The organism is Mesorhizobium sp. WSM4808 (assembly GCF_055811675.1).
Genome location: NZ_JBVVQX010000001.1, coordinates 354,038 through 371,884 on the forward strand (window position 1 = coordinate 354,038; position 17,847 = coordinate 371,884).

Consider the following 17,847-nt stretch of genomic DNA (forward strand, 5'->3'; position numbering starts at 1 on the left):
TCAAAATATTGTTGGGACTTCACCAAATGTTTGCGGGTTTGTAATAGCAAGCGTGAAGGGGTGGCTTGGAACACATGAAATACATCGTCTTCATTCTCTTTACAGTCATGACCAATGCCGCCGCGCAGCTGATGCTGAAGCAAGGCATGATGTCGCTCGGGCCGATCTCGTTCGAGGGCGTCAATCCGCTCGTCAAGTTGCTGCAGATCGTTTTCAGCCCCTGGGTGTTCCTTGGCCTGTGTACCTTCGTCATCTCGATGGCATCGCATCTCTATGTGCTGTCCAAGGTCGAGCTCTCCTTCGCCTATCCGTTCCTCAGCCTCGCCTATGTTGCCGTCGCCATCTTCGCTTATTTCGTCTTCCGCGAGGACCTCAATGGCTGGCGCATCGCCGGCATCGCCTTCATCTGCGTCGGCACGGTGCTGATCGCCCAAAGTGGCCGGGATTTGGGCGAGCGAGGGCATGAAGACCAGACGGCTTCCATCACGCCTGACAAGATCCAAGCAAACGAGACTGTTCGATGAGACATGTGATTTTCGGCGGCGACGGTTTCGTCGGCCGCCATCTCGCCCCGAAACTTGTGGCCGATGGTGAAGAGGTCGTCGTCGCCGATATCGTCAAAAGCGACCTGCCGCATTACCGCACTGTCCGCTTTGTCCAGTGCGACGTCACCGATCCTGCATCGGTCGCGGCGGTTGGGCTGAAGGCCGACGACATGGTCTATAATCTGTCGGCCAAGATGCTGTCGCCGATCCAGGTGCGCGCCAAGCGGCACGATTTCTTCTTCCCGGTGAATTTTCATGGGACCGAGCACATCATGCAGGCCATGGACAGAGCCGGTGCGTCAAAACTCGTCCACTACACGACCGACATGATCTACGGCCACACGGTCACGCAGCCGATGACCGAGGAGCACCCGGTGGCGCCGCTGGGCGAATATGGCTGGTCGAAGCAGAAGACAGAGGAGCTTGCCGCCGAATGGCGCAAGCGCGGCATGTCGATCTCGCTGTTTCGCCCGCGACTGATCATCGGCCCCGGCCGGCTCGGCATTCTGGAGAAACTGTTCAAGCTGATCGACTGGAATTTTCCGGTGCCGATGATCGGTTCGGGCAGGAACCCCTATCAGTTCATCTCGGTGTTCGACTGCGCCGAGGCCGCGCGCGCGGCCTGGAAGGCCGGTGTGCCTAATGAGGCCTATAATCTGGGTTCGCTCAACCCGCCGCCGGTCAAGAAATTGCTCGGCGATCTGATCAGGCATGCCGGCTCGAAATCGATCCTGATCCCAACACCGGGCTGGGCGGTCAAGCGCACGCTGGACCTGCTCGACCTCTTGAACATGCCGATCATGGACCCGGAACAGTATCTGATCGCCGACGAGGACTGCGTGCTCGACGTGTCCAAGGCCGGGCGTCAGCTCGGCTGGGTGCCGCAATATCGCGACGAGGACATGCTGATCGCCGCCTACAGCGAGTACCGAGCAAAGAAAGCCGGTCACGCCGTCGCCACCAAACATGTGCCCGCCGAATAGCGGCTCGCAAAACAGCTTTCGTTGCGCTCGATCCTGGTCGTGCGTGCAGACAGGAGATTGAAATGACCGTCATGGCCAAGCCCGAACAGACCAATTTGCGCACCATGGTCAGCGCGCCGTCGCTGTCGCCCGCCACCATCGCCAAGCCCGATTTGATCAGCGTCGAGCAGGCCAAGGCGATGGACGTTGCCCGCATGACCGACCTGTTCAAGGCGCATCTCAACCCCGGCCAGCTGCACTTCATGAAGCTGCTCGGCTTCCACAAGATCAAGATCGAGCGTGCCGAAGGCATGTTCTACATCGACCAGAACGGCCGCAAGATCCTCGACTTCTTCGGCGGCTTCGGTTCGCTGGCCTTTGGCCACAATCATCCGCGCATCCTGGAAGCACGCAAGAAATTCCAGGAAGAGAAGCGCCAGGAAATCGCCATCGCCTTCATGTCGCAATATGCGGCAGCGCTTGCGCACAACATCGCCAAATGCTCGCCCGGCGATCTCGACATGGTATTTTTGGGCTCGTCCGGTTCGGAAGCGATGGAAGCGGCGGTGAAGCTCGCCGAGCGCGCGGCCGGTCCGAAGCGGCCGAAGATCGTCTATGCCGAGAATTCCTTCCACGGCAAGACCAAAGGCGTGCTGGGCATCACCGACGGCCAGCTTTACCGCGCCGACTTCAAGGTGGCCGAAAACACGGTTCGCATCCCGTTCGCCGACATCGAGGCGGTCGAGCGCCTGTTCCGCTCCGATCCGGAGGTCGGCGTCATCGTGCTTGAAACCATCCAGGGCGGTGGCGGCATCATTCAGGCGCCGGCCGAATATTGGCAGAAGCTGCGCGCACTGTGCGACCAGTATGGCGTGTTGTGGGTCGCCGACGAAGTGCAGTGCGGCTATGGCCGTTCGGGCCGCTTCTATGCTTTCGAGCATTACGGCGTCATTCCCGATGTGACGGCGCTGGCCAAATCGCTTGGCGCCGGCAAGGCCGCGGTCGGCGCGATGATCGCGCGGCGCGAGGTTTATATGAAGGCCTATGGCACGCCGAAAACGGCGATGATCCATGCCATGGCGACCTTCGGCGGCATGGGCGAGGCCTGCGTCACCTCGATCGAGGGGCTCAACGTGCTCTACGACGAGGGGCTGATCGACAATGCCGCCGTCACCGGCGACTATTTGCTGCAGCGCCTGCAGGCGCTCAGGGAAAAGTACCCGAAGATCATCAAGGATGTGCGCGGCAAGGGTTTTATGGTCGGCCTGGAGTTCCACGACTTCTCGCAGACCTTGCCGATGGTGCTGCGGCCGATCGTCAGCGTGCTCGACGACAAGCTGAAGGGTTCGCTGTCGGGCTTCATCGGGGCGCTGCTGCTGCGCGACTACGATGTGCTGGTCGCCTTCACCGAATACAACCGCAACGTCATCCGGCTCGAGCCGCCGCTGATCTGCCAGCGCGAGCATGTCGACCGCTTCGTCGATGCCTTCGACAGCCTGCTGTCGCGCGGCATCGTGTCGATCGTCAAGGATTTCGTCAAAAGCCAGGTTCGTTAAGCGAGTTCGCTGGGTACAACGATGCTGACCAAGTCGCCCGCTCCACAAAACCCACTCGACCGGCTCACCGGGGCCGGCCTGGCGTGGGGCGAGGGGACTTATGCGCGGCCGGCAGCACCGATCGGCGCGGCGGCTTTCGCGCTTTACATTCTTTTTACAGCGTTCACCGCCTGGGTGATGCCAGACGCCAACTGGGACATGCTGCCCTATCTCGCCATATCGGAGGAAAGCACCTATCCCGATGCCCAGGCGCTGCATGACTATGCCTACAACACCGTCAAATCGGGCGTTTCGGCCAGCGATTATAAGGCGCTGACCGACGATGGCGGCGGCTTCCGCAGCCACATGGCGCAGAATGCGGCCGACTTCCATTCACTGCTCGGCATGTACCGGATCAAATTTCTCTACGCCGAGATACTGTCGACGATGAGCGCGGTGATGTCGCCAGTCGAGGCGATGCGCCTGGTGTCAGTGTTCTCCGTGCTGCTATTCGGCGTGATCGCGCTGCTGTGGCTGCGCTCGGAAAAGGCATTGGCTTTGGCGCCAGCGGTCGGCGCGGTGCTGATCATGGCCGATTTCGGCGATGCGGCGCGCGCCTCGACGCCGGATCTGCTCACGTCGGCGCTGTTGCTGGGCGGGCTTTATGCCTATGTCCGCGGCTACGAGGCGGCAACGGCGCTCCTGCTTTTCCTCGCCTTCATGGTGCGCCCGGACAATATTGTTTTCCTTGCTGTTTTTGCTGTGCTGCTGGTTGCGTTCCGGCAGAAGGCGTGGGGCGCGCTGGCCGGTTTTGCGGCTTCTTTCGTCGCCTATTTCGCCATATCGCACTGGGCCCATCATCCCGGCTGGTGGCCGCATCTGTGGTTCTCCAGCATCGAGCAGCATTACAATATGGACGGGTTCGAGCCGCCATTCTCCATCGTTGCCTATCTCAGGGCATTTGCCACCTCGCTGCTGCGTGCCGTCAGCCTGAACAGCTGGGTCGGCGTGTCGGTGCTGGCACTGGCCGGCTGGTTTGCCGCCGCCCGCGCCGGCTTCCGCCTCGACCGCCGCGCCGGCATTCTGTTTGCGGCACTGGTGCTCGGCGCGCTGGCGAAGTTCACCGTCTTCCCGATCCACGACACGCGCATCTATTTCCCGCATCTGATCCCGCCATTCCTGCTGCTGGCGACGCCGTTCATGGCGCTGTGGGCAGCCGCGGCTCGTGGCCAGAATCGCGCGCCCTTGCCAATCATTCCCGGAGACAAGCCATGAGTTCGCTATCCAGCCTGGCGCGCGTTGCCCTGTCGCTTGCTCTTCCAAGTGGTGTTCTCGATCGCGGGCCGTCGCTGCGCGGCACGAAATTCCTGGCCAAGGCGGCGCTGAAGGCGCGGTTTGGTGGGGCGGGACGGCCGTTCCAGATGGTCAATGTCGGCGCCTGCGACGGCGCGCTGTTCGACGATGTGACGCCGTGGCTGCACCGCATAGCTGGCGCACGCGCGATGCTGGTCGAGCCGATCCCGTACAATCAGAAACGGCTGCGCGCCAACTACCCCGACACCAGCCGGTTCATCATCGAGCCGGTGGCGGTGACGAAGACAAAGGGCACGATCACCGTCCACACTTTCGATGCCGCCGCACTCGAGGCCGGCGCGCTGCCGATCGAGTTCATCGGCTGCTCGTCGGTCACCGACACCAATCTGATGTCGGGCAAGAATGCCTGGGGCGAGGCCGACACCAACTTCAACAAGTTCGCGCCGCATCTCAGGGACATCGAGGTGCCATCCGAGACCTTGCAGACGCTGCTCGACCGCAATGGCATCACCCATATCGACGCCTTTCTCGTCGATTGCGAGGGCGCCGACTGGATCGTCTTCGAACAGCTCGACCTCAAGCGCTACCGTCCCGGCATGATCAAGGTCGAGGTCGGCGCGCTGCCCGCGGCCGAGATCGGCCAGGTCGTGGTCAAGCTGAAGACCTCAGGCTATCAGGTCGGCTTCCAGGCCGAGGACATCTGGGCCTTCGCCTGAGTTATAGCCTTCACCTTGGAAGGCGAACCGCCAAGGGTCCGACGGGAAGCATTCTGCCGTCTGGTCGCTCGGCTTTTTGCCAATGTCGCAAACAGGCTTCATCAGGCCCATCGCTCCGCCCTATAGTCCGCGCGCTTTATCACTTTGGAGTCGCGGGCAATGGCAGAGTTTCCGAAAAAGGCGAAGGTCGTCATCGTCGGCCTGGGCGGTATCGTAGGCGCATCGATCGCCCATCATCTGATCGAACGCGGATGGGACGACATCGTCGGCATCGACAAGTCAGGCATCCCGACCGATATCGGCTCGACCGCACACGCCTCCGACTTCTGCTACACCACCAGCCATGATTTCCTGTCGTGCTGGACGACGCTCTACTCCATCGATTTCTACGAGAAGATGGGCCACTACGCGCGCATCGGCGGCCTGGAAGTAGCTCGCGTCGGCGATGACAGCCGCATGGAAGAGATCAAGCGCAAGATCGCCTCGGCCAAGGCGTTTGGCACGCGCGCCCGCCTGATCGAACCGGCCGAGATCAAGGAAAAATTTCCGCTCATCGAAGAAGGAATAGTGCAGGGCGGCCTGTGGGATCCCGATGCCGGCCTGGTCATCCCGCGCTCGCAGACGGTCGCCGGCAAACTGGTCGACCAAGCGGAAGCCTCCGGCAAGCTGAAATCCTTCGCCAACACATCGGCCAGGTCGCTCGTCGTCAAGGACGGCCGCATTTCAGGCGTGGTGACCGACCGCGGCATCATCGAGGCCGACTATGTCATCGTCTGCGCCGGGATCTGGGGCCGGCTGATCGCGGAAATGGTCGGCGAGGACCTGCCGGTCATGCCGATCGACCATCCGCTGACCTTCTTCGGCCCCTACAACGAGTTCGCCGGCACGGGCAAGGAGATCGGCTGGCCGCTGCTGCGCGACCAGGGCAACTCGGCCTATATGCGCGACACCGGCGATCCAAAGACCGCCGAGGGCGGGCAGATCGAGTGGGGTTACTACGAAGAGACCAATCCGCGCCTTTGCCATCCGCGCGACCTGCTGGAGAAGGACCAGGCGCGGCTTTCGCCCTCACAGCGCGACCTCGACATGGAGCAGATCCTGGCACCGCTCGAACGCGCCATGGAACTGACGCCGATCCTCGGCGAACTCGGCTATAATGAGAGCCATTCCTTCAACGGGCTTCTCCAGGTGACGGCTGATGGCGGCCCGTCCATGGGCGAAAGCCAGAAGGTGCGGGGCCTTTGGTATGCCGTCGCCATCTGGGTCAAGGACGGTCCCGGCATGGGCAAGCTGATCGCCGACTGGATGACCGACGGCCGCACCGCGATCGATCACCATGCCATCGACTATGCACGGTTCTATCCGCACCAGACCAAGGAGCAATTCATCTGGGATCGCTGCACCGAGACCGCGATGAAGGTCTACAATCCGGCGGTGCATCCGCGCGAGCCGTTCTCCAAGGCCCGCAATATCAGGCGCTCGCCGTTCTGGGAGCGCGAGAAGGAACTTGGCGGTTATTTCATGGAGCTCGGCGGCTGGGAGCGCGCCCACGGCTATGCCGCCAACGAGCACCTTTTGGAGAAATACGGCAACCGCGTGCCGGTGCGCGAGAATGAGTGGGACAACCGCCATTTCTGGCGCGTCTCCAATGCCGAACATCTCGCGATGAGCGAGGATTGCGGCATCGTCAACCTGTCGCATTTCGCCATGTACGACATCGAAGGTCCCGACCATGTCGCGCTGCTGGAATGGCTGTGCGCGGCCAAGATCGGCGGAGACAACAACATCGGCAAGGGCATCTACACCCACTTCCTCGACGAGGAAGGCATGGTGCGCGCCGACTTTACCGTCATCCGCATGGCCGACCGCTGTCGTTTGATCGACGGCGCGGACGCCGGTCCGCGCGACTTCCAGTACATGCGCCGCACGGCACAGGACAAAGGTTTTGACGTCACCATCACCGACGTGACGGAAAAATACGTCACCATCGGCATCTGGGGGCCGAACGCCCGGGCGACCTTGCAGAAGGTGGTCGAAAATCCGGACGGGCTCTCTGTTGAGAACTTCCCATTCGCGGCAATCAAGCCGGTCCGGATCGGCGGCAAGGATGTCACCGCTTTCCGCATCTCCTATGTCGGCGAGCAGGGCTGGGAGCTGCACATGCGCTACGAGGACGGCCTGGCCGTCTGGGACGCCTTGCGCTCGACCGGCGTGATGCCCTTCGGCGTTGAGACCTATGCCAACACGCGCCGCATGGAAAAGAGCCTGCGGCTGCAGAACGCCGACCTTTTGACCGAGTACAATCTGCTCGAAGCCGATCTTGCGCGTCCGAAGGTCAAGGAGAACGATTTCTGCGGCAAGGCCAAGCATGTCGAATATCGCGCCCGCGAGCACCAGCCGGCCATGCTGTGCACGCTGGTGATGACCGAGAATGTCGACTCGAAGGGTGTGGCCCGCTATCCGGTCGGCACGATGCCGGTGATGGACCCGAAGACCGGCGAAACGCTGGTCGACGAACTCGGCCGCCGGTCCTTCACCACCTCGATGGCGTACGGGCCGACCGTCGGCAAGAATATCGGTCTTGCCTATTTGCCGTGGGCGTACGCCCAGGAAGGCCGCAAGCTCACGATCGAGTATTTCGGCGAGACCTATCCAGTCGAAGTCGCCGCCGTCGGCTACAAGCCGCTCTACGATCCGGAGAATTTGAAGCCGCGCAGTTGATTGCTGGCGGGCGCAAAGGGCATGAAGGCAAAAGCCTGGCCATCGGCCGGGCTTTTCTCTTTTTAAGCCGGCGGTTTTCGCTTACCCTTGTGGAATGTCTGCTTTTGCCTGTGCTAGACATATGCTTTCGGGCTGTGCCGCGTTCGCGCTGACGCTTTGGTTTGCGCCGGCGTCCCTTGCTGACGAGCCCGTCGATGTCGAGCTGGTGCTGGCCGTCGATGTCTCGCTGTCGATGTCACCGGACGAACTCGAGATCCAGCGTCATGGCTACGCGGCGGCGCTGACGCACGACAATGTGCTGCAAGCCATTGCCGATGGCGCTTATGGCAAGATCGCCGTCACCTATGTCGAATGGGCCGGCACCACCTGGCAGCGCGTCATCGTGCCGTGGACGGTGATCGCCAGCCGCACCGACGCCGAGCGCGTGGTTGCGCAGTTGTCGGCGCAGCCGCCCAATAGCGCGCGGCGCACCTCGATCTCCGGAGCGCTGGAGTTCGGCAACGACCTGTTTGCCGAAAGCGGCTACCGGGGCACGAAGCGGGTCATCGACATTTCGGGCGACGGCCCCAACAACCAGGGTGCGCCGGTCAATCTGACCCGCGACGGGCTGATCAAGCAAGGCATCGTCATCAACGGCTTGCCGCTGATGACGCGAGGCGGCTTCACCGGTGCCTACGACGTCAGCAATCTCGATCGCTACTACAGCGACTGCGTCATTGGCGGTCCCGGAGCCTTCATGATCCCGGTCAATGACTGGACGCAGTTTCCCGAAGCCATCCGTCGCAAACTGGTGCTGGAACTCGCCGGTCCGGCCTCGCCGCAATGGGCGGCGGAAGAGGCCGCGCATCCGCCGGTGATATTGGCGCAGGAGAGGTCCACCACCGACTGTCTCGTCGGCGAGAAAATGTGGCGAAACCGCAGCTGGATGTTCGATAGCCGCTAAAGCTCTTCCCATTGAGCGTGATCTTTGACCGAACCGGCTCCCACTCTTGCCCCGCCGCCTACCTGTTCGGGCTTACGCTCCAGGCTTGCCTCCGCTACCGAAGCAGTGGCAAACTGGGCGGGCCGCGTGATCCAGCCAGGAGCGCGGCCAAACCGAGGAAACACCGATGAGACGTCTTGCCATCCTGACCGCAGTCGCGTCTGTGCTTTATGCCGACGTCGCCAGCGCCCAATACAACCAGGCTGCCTGCATCATGTTCGAGAACGGGAATTTTCGCGGGCGGTCCATCGGCATGGGTGCCGAGGATTCCGTAAATTTTCGTGGCGGCCAGTTTTGGAATGACCGTGTGTCGTCGGTGATCGTTCGCCGCGGCTGCACGCTCGTGGCCTATGAGGATTCTCGGATGGGCGGCCGCTCGATCGAGATCACGCGCAGGATCCGCAATTTGGGCGGCAGTGACTGGAACGACCGTATCTCCTCGGCGGAATGCACCTGCGACGACTACTGAGCGCAGACCGGTTACGTGTGCCTCAAAGGTTCCGTAAATCCTTTACAAGCACATAGAGGTGTAGCGGGTCGGTTGGGGATTGAATGAAACCATAACGCTCGTAAAAGGCGCGGGCGTTGTGATCCTTGGCATGTACGGTCACCGCGCGGATGCCTGCAATGTCAGCCGCCTGCAGGCTGCGCAGGATGGCATCGCGCAGCATTCCGCCGCCAACGCCTTTGCCCTGCCAGTTCAGGCTGACCGCGAGACGCGCCAGCAGCATTATCGGAACCGGATGGCGCGCAAGGCCTTTCGTCAACCGCTCGGGCGCACCATCATAGGCGACTTCACCAACCACGAGCGTATAGAAGCCGACCACATCTTCGCCGGAGAGACCAATATAGGTTTGCGAAGCATTTGCTTGCTGGTTTTGAAGTGCGTACCTGGCGAGAAACCTATTGAGCGGCAGTTCGCCGCAATCGAACACATCCACCAGATGCGTGCGAGCCAGTTTCTCGATACGAAACCGGCTCACGCTGGATCGCGGCCGGAAAAGATGCTCGGTTCACTCAGCAGGCGCTTCAGGCGCGGAAGATCTCGCGTGGGCGCATCCAGCGCCGCCATGAACGCAGCCCATTTTTCTGCGTCGAGGGAGAAGCTGTGTCGGTCCGCCAGTGTTTCCTCGGCGCGCCCAAGTGCACTTTCAAGGACAAAATCACTCAGCGAACGGCGTTCAACGGCGGCTGCGGTCGCGAGCGTCCGCTTTGCTTCGACGGTAAGACGCAAGTCCAGTTTTTCGGATCGAGTCGTTCTCGTGGTCATGTGACACCTTTCGACATAAGGATATCACATTTTGCCAGACAATGTCATGACATTCTCTAAGGGATATCGGATCAGGCCGCCAGCAGCTGCTTGCGGTCGACGCGCTCCTGTTGCGGCGAGCGGGCGTAGAGTTCTCGGTAGCATTTGGAGAAATGCGAGGCCGAGACGAAGCCGCAGGCGACCGCCACCTCGACCACCGGCATCGACGACTGGATCAGCAGATGTCGGGCGCGGTCAAGCCGGATTTCGAGATAATAGCGGGCGGGGGAGCGGCCCATCTCGGTGCGGAACAGCCGCTCGATCTGGCGGCGCGACAGGTCGACATGGTCGGCGATCTCGATCAGTGACAGCGGCTCCGACAGATTGCCCTCCATCAGTTCGATGATGGTCAGCACTTTCGAGTTCTGGACGCCGAGGCGGGCGCGTAGTGGCAGGCGCTGGCGGTCGGTGGGGCTGCGCACGCGGTCGGTCAGCACCTGCTCGCAGACGCGGTTGACGAGGTTCTCGTCAAAGTCGTCGCCGATCAGCTTCAGCATCATGTCGAGCGCGGCGGTGCCGCCGGCGCAGGTGTAGATGTTCTGGTCGATCTCGAAGAGGTCGGCAAAGACATTGGCCTTCGGGAACGCCTCGGAAAAGCCCGGCAGGTTCTCCCAGTGGATGGCGCAGCGCTTGTTGGACAGCAGGCCGGCGGCGGCGAGAATATGCGCGCCGGTGCACAGGCCACCGACGGCGACGCCGCGATTGTATTCCTCGCGCAGCCAGGCGAAGGCGGATTTGTTCTGGTAGCGCTCGACATTGATGCCGCTGCAGACGATGGCCATGTTCGGCCGGTCGGGACCTGCCATCTTCTTGCGTTCATCCTCGAGCGACGTGTTGACCGCGCATTCGACCCCGTTCGAGGCGCGCACCGGCTTGCCGTCGATGCTGGCGAGGCGCCAGCGATAGGCCTCGTAGCCGAGCATGCGATTGGCCGAACGCAACGGGTCGAGCGCGGTCGCAAAAGCGATCATGGTGAAATCGGGAATAAGGAAGAATACAAACGATCGCTTGATCGGATGCTTTACGGCGTTCAAGGGAACCTCACACAGCCATGGCGCGAACAGGATGTCGCGAATAGCATAGCGACATCAGGAAAAACCATGTCTGTCAATCGGCTACGCCGCTACGACGAGATTAAATTTGCGACATGGGTCGCAAACGGGCAATCGGCGTGCAGCGAGCCCTGGAAGTGGCACGAACTGTTCAAGCAACGGGCAACGTACTGCCTGCGCGCAAAACAAAAACGCCGCCTTGGCTGGAGCCAGGCGGCGTTACAGTTCTAAAGCAGCGGCAGGGATGCGCTGCCCCTAAAATCTTCAGGCGACGAAGCCGAGGCGCGCCGCATTCATGGCGCCGGTCTGGCCGGGCATAGTGTTGGCGAGACGCTGACGCTCGAGAGCGGTGGTCAGGTTCATTTCGCGGCGGGCAAAGAGGCGTGCAAAAAGCTTCATAATCATCTCCATTTGTTGCTCAGACGGGTCGCCTTCGCTTTATGGAGTGGGGCAGCTCGTTTGCTGGCGCCGATATAGGCTTGTGTAAGCAGAAACTAAATCGCAAAAGCGAAGCGCTTGATATGAAATGCGACATCGGTTGCGACAGATTTGGGCAAGGTGCCAAAAATTTACTATTATTTACAAGGGATTAATTGAAAAGAGGGCTGCTATGCGGCTTTCTCATATGCGTCATGCGCTGGAAACATGGCTCTAAAAATTCATTTGAGTGCAAATAAATAGAGAAGGCCTGCCGGGCGGTTTGCGCGGCAGGCCTTCAGCACATGGTACACACGATCTACTTTGCTCCAGCCCAGGATCCGACGCCGTTGCGAGTACCGGTCTTGGTATCGGAAGCTTCAGGCCAGCCGATGTCCTTCTGCAGTTCGATCGGCAGGGAGCGGATAGCGCGTTCAGTCTGGTAGCGGGCGCGCGCCGCGCTGAATTCGGTCGCGATGCGACCAAGGGACGACAGGATAGACATCTCTTTCTCCTTTAGGTTGGCTAGTGCCAGACAGCGAGTTGGCTACTGCGGGTTTGTTTCAACTTCATTTCGTGTCGAATGCAGGTCTGTGTCGAGGTCGTTTCATGGCTGCTTGTGGCAGCTACTGCTTCGATGGAGTTGACTATCCTCCCAATCTGATGTTCAATCAAACGAAATGGAATGATGTTTTGTATCAGAAAAATTGAAGGTCGGTTGCCATGAACGCCCCGCTCAATCATCCGCTGCCGCTGCTCGATCTCGATGTTTTGCGCACGTTCGTGGCGATTGCCGAGACCGGCAGCTTCACCACCGCCGCCAATGCCGTGTTCCGCACGCCGTCAGCCGTTTCCATGCAGATCAAGAAGCTCGAGGACATTCTCGGCCGCTCCGTGTTCGCGCGCGACGCTCGCTCGGTGTCGCTGACGACGGATGGCGAGATGCTGCTCGGCTATGCCCGCCGACTGCTGTCCATCAATCGCGAGGTGGTGTCGAAGTTCATCATTCCCGAGATTGTCGGTGTGGTGCGGCTTGGCTCGCCCGACGATTACGGTGAGCGCGTGCTGCCGCATGTGTTGAAGCGTTTCGCGCAGTCGCATCCGTCGATCGCCGTCGACGTCACCATCGACCAGAGCAGCAATCTGCGCCGGCGCATGGACGACCGGGCGCTCGACATCACGCTGCTGACCAATTCCTACAAGACCAGCGCGCTCGGCGCCGAGGTGCTGCTGACCGAGCCGATCGTCTGGGCCGGTGCCAAGGGCGGCTGCGCGCATCTGCGCGAGCCGCTGCCGGTATCGCTGTGGGAAGAGGGCTGCGCCTGGCGTGCCGGCGCGCTCGACGCGCTTGGCCGCGAGGGCCGCAACTACCGCATCGCCTATATGAGCGCACACACGGCCGGCCAGCGCGCCGCGATCATGTCCGATCTCGCCGTGGCGCCATTGCCGAAGTCGTTCCTCGGCAATGACATGGTCGAACTCTGCCCGAAGGACGGCATGCCCGACATCGGGACCTACAATCTGGCAATGGTGGTGGCGCCGGATGCCAGTGCCCCGGTCAAGGCCGTTGCCGACCACATCCGCGCGACTTTCGAAGTCTTCCGGGAAACCGGCAAGTTCTGACCGGCTGGTAGGACGATAGTATAAAGCTACTCCGCCGCTTCGGCGGGGCGCTGTTCAGGCCTTACTCTCGTATCGTGCACGATCCGGCTCTCCCCGAGAAAGGCGACGATGCGCTCGCGGGCGCGCCGGGCTTCCGGCATGTCAATCAGCGGCCAGACGTGGAACATGCCTTCCTCATAGACAAGATCGATTTCAACGCCGGCTGCGCGGGCTTTTTCGGCGAAGATCAGATTGTCGGGAGTCAAAAGATCGCGCGAGCCGGTCAAAAGCAGCGTTCTTGGCAGCACGGACAAATCTCCATAGACCGGGCTGATGTGCCAGTCGCTGGGATCGATGCCGGCACTGTACAGGCGAATCGCCTCCCTTCCGCCAGCTATGCCCAGCCAAGGGTCGTTGCGTTCCGCCTCGAACACTGCGGGGTTGGTGAGCGACACGTCGAGACCCGGCGAAATGAGCACATGCCGCGACGGCAGGGGCAGTCCTTCTTCGGCGACCATCATGGTCAGCACCACAGCCATATTGCCGCCGGCGGAATCGCCCATGAAGACGATGTCTTCGGCTTCCGTCTCGGCGAGCATCTGCCGGTAGACATCGCCAACCATTCCGAACATGGCATGGAAATCGTGTTCGGGAGCGATTGGATAGATCGGCACCGTGATCCCGTAGCCCAGCCGATCCGCCATCTCGGCGATCAGGTGCCAATGATAGGGTGTGATTTCAAAGACATAGGCACCGCCGTGCAAGTAGAGAATCCGCTTCTGCTCGCCGGTCCTGGGTGCGATTTCGTAGACGGGGAAGCCATCGACCGTATGCATCTCGATGTCGAGACGCTGATGCAACGAGGCGGGCGGGCGGTGGTTCTCGGTCTTGCGCGCGGCCGCGATCCAGCGCTGCAAATTTTCCGGACTGGCAAATGCCTGCTTGCGGCTGTGCCGCAGGACGAAAGACACGACATGGCTTTTCAAACTTGGCATGCGAATACACGAACTTCGGCAAAGCCGACTAAGAGAACCCCCACTATCTTCGAAGATCGTGCCGTGGCCGAAAATGTCAAGATTTGCGCCGTATCTACACGGTGGTGTGATCCGCGCCGCGGTGCTCAGCGACGTGGTAGAAGTGCGGCACGCAGCCGGTTGCTGGTGGTCGCCGGGGACATGCGAGATCCCCGACGCATGCCGAGCAATTTGCATTTGTCGGCGAAGGTCATCAGCGCGCGGCGCTCCAGATCGTGTTGATAAGTGCGGCCTTTTCGCTGGATCGCGGCGATACCGGCCAGCCGATATCCTTCTGGATTTCGGGCGGCAGGCTGTTCAACAGGCGTCGCGCCTTGCTGCGGTCGTGAGCATTCTTGATGGCCGTGCCATAGCGGCCGAGGCTTTCGAGCATTGACATCGTTGTCTCCTCTGGAGCGTTGCGGCGGCTGGAAAGATATCTCCACCTGCCATTCGATGCCGGTTGAATGCGCCTGCCATGTATCTGGCGAATTTCACGAAAACAGCTTTTTGGTTTCCGGATCAGGCGATCCGGAAACATTTGCATGCAAATGAGTTTGGAAAGGCCGTGACCTGGGCGCGGCCGCTTATTCCCGTCCACGCCTGGCGGCGTGGCCTTCGCGCGAACGCCGTCGCGGAGCGGCGTCGCCGGCAACGCCGTCCTCGCTGACCGTCTTGCGCGGCGGCAGTTTTACCGCCGCCGACAGTTTCGGGAACGGATCGACCTTGTTGGGCAGCGCCATGGCGTAGACGAAATGCTCCTGGAATTTGGGCTCCAGCGCCGTCTCGATCTTCTCGATCTTGCTGACCGTGTCCTCGATCTCGCGGCGATAGCCGCGGTTGAGCAGCGCCATGCGCGCACCGGCACCGGCAGCGTTGCCGACTGCCGAAACCTTGTCGAGATCGCAATCTGGGATCAGACCCAGCACCATGGCGTATTTCGGATCAATGAAGGAGCCGAAAGCGCCGGCGAAATGGATGCGGTCGACATGCTCGGTGTTCTGCTTTTCCATCAACAGCTTGGTGCCGGCATAAAGCGCTGCCTTGGCAAGCTGAATGGCGCGCACATCGGTCTGGGTGATGGTGATCTTCGGCCCATCTTCCGTCAATGCGGCAGAGCCTTCCTTCAGCACGTAGGAGAAGGTGCGGCCGTTGGCGGTGACGCGCGGCGAACGGGCCGAAAGCCCGCCGTCGATGACGCCGTCCTCGGAAATGATGCCGGCGAGATACATCTCCGCCACCACTTCGATGATGCCGGAACCGCAGATGCCGGTGACGCCGGTTGCCTGGACGCTATCCAGGAAGCCCGGCTCGTCGGACCACAGCTCAGAGCCGATGACGCGGTATTTTGGTTCCAGTGTATCGGGATCGATGCGCACACGCTCGATGGCGCCCGGTGCTGCGCGCTGGCCGCCGGAGATTTCGGCACCCTCGAAGGCAGGGCCTGTGGGCGAGGAGGCCGCAACCACACGCTGGCGATTGCCGAGTACGATCTCGGCATTGGTACCGACATCGACGATCAGCATCATCTCGTCCTGGCGATGCGGGCCTTCCGACAGCGTCACCGCCGCCGCGTCCGCTCCGACATGGCCGGCGATGCAAGGCAGCATGTAGAGCCTGGCGCCCTGGTTGAGCTTCAGGCCGATGTCGGATGCCTTGATGTGCACAGCGCCCGAAACGGCCAGCGCAAAGGGCGCGCCGCCAAGCTCGGTCGGATCGATGCCGAGGAACAGATGGTGCATGATCGGATTGCCGACGAAGACGCTGTCCAGGATGTCGTTGCGCTGGACATTGCCTTCGGCGCAGACCTTGTCGACCAGCCCGGAGATTGCCTCACGCACGGCGACCGTCATGCCTTCGCGGCCGTCAGGATTCATCATCACATAGGAGACGCGGCTCATCAGATCCTCGCCGAAGCGGATCTGCGGGTTCGAGGTGCCGGAGGAGGCGGCGACGCGGCCCGACAGCAGCGACACCAGATGCATGGCGATGGTGGTCGAGCCGATGTCGCAGGCGAGACCGTAGGCCTCGTTCTTGAGGCCGGGCCAAAGTGCTACGACGCGCGCGGTCTCCGAATCGGCATCCTTGTAGATGGCGGCGGTCGCGGTCCAGTTGCCCTTGCGCAGGATACCTTGCACCTGCGGCAGCAGATAAAAATCGAAATCAAGGCTTTTCAGGCCCCAGTCGTGCATCAGCGCGATCTTCAGCCGGTCGAGATCGCCAAGCGGCTTGTGCATGTCGGGTTCTTCGATCTCGACATAGCACATGCGGATCGCCGCATCGCGGGCGATCACCCTGGTGTCGGCATCCTTGCGGATGGTCTGCGCGTTGATGACCGTGTCCTGCGGCACGTCGATGACGAGGTCGCCGAGAATCTGCGCCGAGCAGGAGAGGCGGCGTCGTTCGGGCAGGCCACGGACGCGCTCATAGCGCTCTTCCTTGGCGCCCTTGGGCGTGATGTGGTCGTTGGAGGAGGTGATCTTGTGCTTGGCGAAATTGCCTTCCTGCACTTCGATCTGGCAGCGCCCGCAGGTGGCGCGTCCGCCGCAGACGCTTTCTACGTAGACGCCGAGCTGGCGCGCGGCATCGAGCACCGGCGTGCCGACAGGAAAACGCCCGCGCTTGCCGGACGGCATGAACAGCACGAGCGGGTCGGTGATGTTGGCAGGTGAGTTCACGATTGCGCGCTTATCCTCGGCCCATCCGGGCTTCACGGCCGCCACGGCGGCGGCCGCCATTGCCGGCGCCGTCGCCCGGCGCATTGACTTGCGTCGGGGCGGCAACGGCCTGGCCGCCTTCGGCCGGCTTGTAATCCTTATAGGTGCGGATCCAGTTGGTGCAGTTCTCGTCGGTGCCGTTCAGCACATTCGCGCCGCGCACGGCTTCCATTTCCTGCGGGCGCACCGGGTTCATGATAGCCGAGGTCATGCCGGCGCCGATAACCATCGGAATGAAGGCAGCGTTGATGCCATGGCGATGCGGCAGGCCGAACGAGATGTTGGACAGGCCACAGGTGGTGTTGACCTTGAGCTCTTCACGCAGGCGGCGCAGCAGCGCGAAGACCTGGCGGCCGGCATCGCCCAGCGCGCCGATCGGCATCACCAGCGGGTCGACGACGACGTCATGCGCCGGAATGCCGAAATCGGCGCAGCGCTCGACGATCTTCTTGGCGACGGCGAAACGCACGTCCGGATCCATTGAAATGCCGGTCTCGTCGTTGGAAATGGCGACGACGGGCACGTTGTACTTCTTGACCAGCGGCAGGATGGCTTCGAGCTTTTCTTCCTCACCGGTGACGGAGTTGACCAGCGGACGGCCCTTGGCAACCTTGAGTGCGGCTTCGATCGCGGCGGTGACGGAACTGTCGATCGACAGCGGCAGGTCGACCAGCCCTTGCACGATCTCCAGCGTCTGCACCAAAAGGCCGGGTTCGGTCTCGTTCGGGTTGACAGATGTAACGCCGGCGTTGACGTCGAGCATGGTGGCGCCGCACGCTGCCTGCTCCAATGCGTCCCTGATGACGGTCTCGAAATTGCCCGCGATCATCTCGGCGGCCAGCTTCTTGCGCCCGGTCGGGTTGATGCGTTCACCGATCACGCAGAACGGCTGGTCGAAGCCGATGATGATTTCTCGTGTCGCCGAGGCGACGATGGTACGGGTCATGGAATTCTCTCCGCCG

At 61.6% G+C, this 17,847-nt stretch carries 19 protein-coding genes; 10 read left to right on the top strand and 9 right to left on the bottom strand.

Translation table 11 applies throughout. From position 1 onward, the window contains the following. Positions 1–74: 74 nt before the first annotated feature. The 8 genes from AC0L2U_RS01640 to AC0L2U_RS01675 all read left to right on the top strand — a co-directional run bounded on the left by AC0L2U_RS01640 (position 75) and on the right by AC0L2U_RS01675 (position 9,244). Positions 75–524, top strand: coding sequence for an EamA family transporter (locus AC0L2U_RS01640; protein ID WP_127397099.1), 450 nt, complete (start codon positions 75–77; stop codon positions 522–524). Continuing rightward, positions 521–1,528, top strand: coding sequence for an NAD-dependent epimerase/dehydratase family protein (locus AC0L2U_RS01645; RefSeq protein ID WP_127810159.1), 1,008 nt, complete (start codon positions 521–523; stop codon positions 1,526–1,528). Before AC0L2U_RS01640 ends, AC0L2U_RS01645 begins: the two co-directional genes overlap by 4 nt. Before the next feature lie 104 nt (positions 1,529–1,632). Next, positions 1,633–3,063 carry an aspartate aminotransferase family protein gene (locus tag AC0L2U_RS01650; protein WP_292680204.1) on the top strand — a complete coding sequence of 477 codons (1,431 nt, stop codon included), beginning with the start codon at positions 1,633–1,635 and terminating at the stop codon, positions 3,061–3,063. A gap of 21 nt (positions 3,064–3,084) precedes the next feature. Then, entirely contained in the window at positions 3,085–4,317 is a 1,233-nt protein-coding gene (locus AC0L2U_RS01655) for a hypothetical protein (protein ID WP_473601315.1), read from the top strand. Next, on the top strand, positions 4,314–5,072 hold the full coding sequence (locus AC0L2U_RS01660; protein ID WP_292680117.1) for an FkbM family methyltransferase: 759 nt from the start codon (positions 4,314–4,316) through the stop codon (positions 5,070–5,072). The genes AC0L2U_RS01655 and AC0L2U_RS01660 overlap by 4 nt, the downstream gene beginning before the upstream one ends. Before the next feature lie 159 nt (positions 5,073–5,231). Then, the gene (locus AC0L2U_RS01665) at positions 5,232–7,793 is read left to right on the top strand and encodes a GcvT family protein (RefSeq protein ID WP_292680118.1); all 2,562 of its coding nucleotides are present in this window, start codon (positions 5,232–5,234) and stop codon (positions 7,791–7,793) included. Between the two features lie 94 nt (positions 7,794–7,887). After that, a complete protein-coding gene (locus tag AC0L2U_RS01670; protein ID WP_292656351.1) occupies positions 7,888–8,736 on the top strand; it encodes a DUF1194 domain-containing protein in 849 nt (282 codons plus the stop codon). A 166-nt stretch (positions 8,737–8,902) separates the two neighbouring features. Further along, on the top strand, positions 8,903–9,244 hold the full coding sequence (locus tag AC0L2U_RS01675; RefSeq protein ID WP_023812325.1) for a peptidase inhibitor family I36 protein: 342 nt from the start codon (positions 8,903–8,905) through the stop codon (positions 9,242–9,244). Positions 9,245–9,266: 22 nt separating this feature from the next. Here AC0L2U_RS01675 and AC0L2U_RS01680 read toward each other — a convergent pair whose 3' ends face one another. The 3 genes from AC0L2U_RS01680 to AC0L2U_RS01690 all read right to left on the bottom strand — a co-directional run bounded on the left by AC0L2U_RS01680 (position 9,267) and on the right by AC0L2U_RS01690 (position 11,055). Next, complete coding sequence (locus AC0L2U_RS01680) at positions 9,267–9,758, bottom strand: GNAT family N-acetyltransferase (protein ID WP_127317913.1); 492 nt, start codon at positions 9,756–9,758, stop codon at positions 9,267–9,269. Then, positions 9,755–10,045: a type II toxin-antitoxin system TacA family antitoxin gene (locus tag AC0L2U_RS01685; RefSeq protein WP_027034749.1), complete on the bottom strand. Its 291-nt coding sequence runs from the start codon at positions 10,043–10,045 to the stop codon at positions 9,755–9,757. The genes AC0L2U_RS01680 and AC0L2U_RS01685 overlap by 4 nt, the downstream gene beginning before the upstream one ends. 71 nt (positions 10,046–10,116) lie before the next feature. Continuing rightward, entirely contained in the window at positions 10,117–11,055 is a 939-nt protein-coding gene (locus AC0L2U_RS01690) for a GlxA family transcriptional regulator (RefSeq protein ID WP_348625597.1), read from the bottom strand. A 129-nt stretch (positions 11,056–11,184) separates the two neighbouring features. On the opposite strand from AC0L2U_RS01690, the gene AC0L2U_RS01695 reads away from it, so the two are divergent. Next, positions 11,185–11,367: a hypothetical protein gene (locus AC0L2U_RS01695; RefSeq protein WP_292337650.1), complete on the top strand. Its 183-nt coding sequence runs from the start codon at positions 11,185–11,187 to the stop codon at positions 11,365–11,367. Between the two features lie 33 nt (positions 11,368–11,400). Here the strand turns inward: AC0L2U_RS01695 and AC0L2U_RS01700 are convergent, their stop codons facing one another. Both AC0L2U_RS01700 and AC0L2U_RS01705 read right to left on the bottom strand, forming a co-directional pair. Further along, positions 11,401–11,535 carry a hypothetical protein gene (locus AC0L2U_RS01700; RefSeq protein WP_013531161.1) on the bottom strand — a complete coding sequence of 45 codons (135 nt, stop codon included), beginning with the start codon at positions 11,533–11,535 and terminating at the stop codon, positions 11,401–11,403. Between the two features lie 337 nt (positions 11,536–11,872). Beyond that, positions 11,873–12,058, bottom strand: coding sequence for a hypothetical protein (locus AC0L2U_RS01705; RefSeq protein ID WP_032930657.1), 186 nt, complete (start codon positions 12,056–12,058; stop codon positions 11,873–11,875). Between the two features lie 218 nt (positions 12,059–12,276). On the opposite strand from AC0L2U_RS01705, the gene AC0L2U_RS01710 reads away from it, so the two are divergent. Beyond that, the gene (locus AC0L2U_RS01710; RefSeq protein WP_013531163.1) at positions 12,277–13,176 is read left to right on the top strand and encodes a LysR substrate-binding domain-containing protein; all 900 of its coding nucleotides are present in this window, start codon (positions 12,277–12,279) and stop codon (positions 13,174–13,176) included. 26 nt (positions 13,177–13,202) lie between these two features. On the opposite strand, the gene AC0L2U_RS01715 is transcribed toward AC0L2U_RS01710, so the two are convergent. The 4 genes from AC0L2U_RS01715 to AC0L2U_RS01730 form a co-directional block, all read right to left on the bottom strand. Further along, complete coding sequence (locus AC0L2U_RS01715) at positions 13,203–14,150, bottom strand: alpha/beta hydrolase (RefSeq protein WP_127317949.1); 948 nt, start codon at positions 14,148–14,150, stop codon at positions 13,203–13,205. Between the two features lie 232 nt (positions 14,151–14,382). Beyond that, positions 14,383–14,568 carry a hypothetical protein gene (locus AC0L2U_RS01720; protein ID WP_127258513.1) on the bottom strand — a complete coding sequence of 62 codons (186 nt, stop codon included), beginning with the start codon at positions 14,566–14,568 and terminating at the stop codon, positions 14,383–14,385. 187 nt (positions 14,569–14,755) lie between these two features. Then, on the bottom strand, positions 14,756–16,906 hold the full coding sequence (locus AC0L2U_RS01725; RefSeq protein ID WP_292631228.1) for an ASKHA domain-containing protein: 2,151 nt from the start codon (positions 16,904–16,906) through the stop codon (positions 14,756–14,758). Next, entirely contained in the window at positions 16,857–17,831 is a 975-nt protein-coding gene (locus tag AC0L2U_RS01730) for a methyltetrahydrofolate cobalamin methyltransferase (protein WP_013531167.1), read from the bottom strand. The genes AC0L2U_RS01725 and AC0L2U_RS01730 overlap by 50 nt, the downstream gene beginning before the upstream one ends. Positions 17,832–17,847 lie beyond the last annotated feature (16 nt).

What these genes read in the sequence shown, in the direction of transcription:
- AC0L2U_RS01640 (WP_127397099.1), top strand. Translation starts at nt 75, where the DNA reads ATGAAATACATCGTCTTCATTCTCTTTACAGTCATGACCAATGCCGCC.
- AC0L2U_RS01645 (WP_127810159.1), top strand. Translation starts at nt 521, where the DNA reads ATGAGACATGTGATTTTCGGCGGCGACGGTTTCGTCGGCCGCCATCTC.
- AC0L2U_RS01650 (WP_292680204.1), top strand. Translation starts at nt 1,633, where the DNA reads ATGGTCAGCGCGCCGTCGCTGTCGCCCGCCACCATCGCCAAGCCCGAT.
- AC0L2U_RS01655 (WP_473601315.1), top strand. Translation starts at nt 3,085, where the DNA reads ATGCTGACCAAGTCGCCCGCTCCACAAAACCCACTCGACCGGCTCACC.
- AC0L2U_RS01660 (WP_292680117.1), top strand. Translation starts at nt 4,314, where the DNA reads ATGAGTTCGCTATCCAGCCTGGCGCGCGTTGCCCTGTCGCTTGCTCTT.
- AC0L2U_RS01665 (WP_292680118.1), top strand. Translation starts at nt 5,232, where the DNA reads ATGGCAGAGTTTCCGAAAAAGGCGAAGGTCGTCATCGTCGGCCTGGGC.
- AC0L2U_RS01670 (WP_292656351.1), top strand. Translation starts at nt 7,888, where the DNA reads ATGTCTGCTTTTGCCTGTGCTAGACATATGCTTTCGGGCTGTGCCGCG.
- AC0L2U_RS01675 (WP_023812325.1), top strand. Translation starts at nt 8,903, where the DNA reads ATGAGACGTCTTGCCATCCTGACCGCAGTCGCGTCTGTGCTTTATGCC.
- AC0L2U_RS01685 (WP_027034749.1), bottom strand. Translation starts at nt 10,045, where the DNA reads ATGACCACGAGAACGACTCGATCCGAAAAACTGGACTTGCGTCTTACC.
- AC0L2U_RS01690 (WP_348625597.1), bottom strand. Translation starts at nt 11,055, where the DNA reads ATGATCGCTTTTGCGACCGCGCTCGACCCGTTGCGTTCGGCCAATCGC.
- AC0L2U_RS01695 (WP_292337650.1), top strand. Translation starts at nt 11,185, where the DNA reads ATGTCTGTCAATCGGCTACGCCGCTACGACGAGATTAAATTTGCGACA.
- AC0L2U_RS01700 (WP_013531161.1), bottom strand. Translation starts at nt 11,535, where the DNA reads ATGAAGCTTTTTGCACGCCTCTTTGCCCGCCGCGAAATGAACCTGACC.
- AC0L2U_RS01705 (WP_032930657.1), bottom strand. Translation starts at nt 12,058, where the DNA reads ATGTCTATCCTGTCGTCCCTTGGTCGCATCGCGACCGAATTCAGCGCG.
- AC0L2U_RS01710 (WP_013531163.1), top strand. Translation starts at nt 12,277, where the DNA reads ATGAACGCCCCGCTCAATCATCCGCTGCCGCTGCTCGATCTCGATGTT.
- AC0L2U_RS01715 (WP_127317949.1), bottom strand. Translation starts at nt 14,150, where the DNA reads ATGCCAAGTTTGAAAAGCCATGTCGTGTCTTTCGTCCTGCGGCACAGC.
- AC0L2U_RS01720 (WP_127258513.1), bottom strand. Translation starts at nt 14,568, where the DNA reads ATGTCAATGCTCGAAAGCCTCGGCCGCTATGGCACGGCCATCAAGAAT.
- AC0L2U_RS01725 (WP_292631228.1), bottom strand. Translation starts at nt 16,906, where the DNA reads ATGGCGGCCGCCGCCGTGGCGGCCGTGAAGCCCGGATGGGCCGAGGAT.
- AC0L2U_RS01730 (WP_013531167.1), bottom strand. Translation starts at nt 17,831, where the DNA reads ATGACCCGTACCATCGTCGCCTCGGCGACACGAGAAATCATCATCGGC.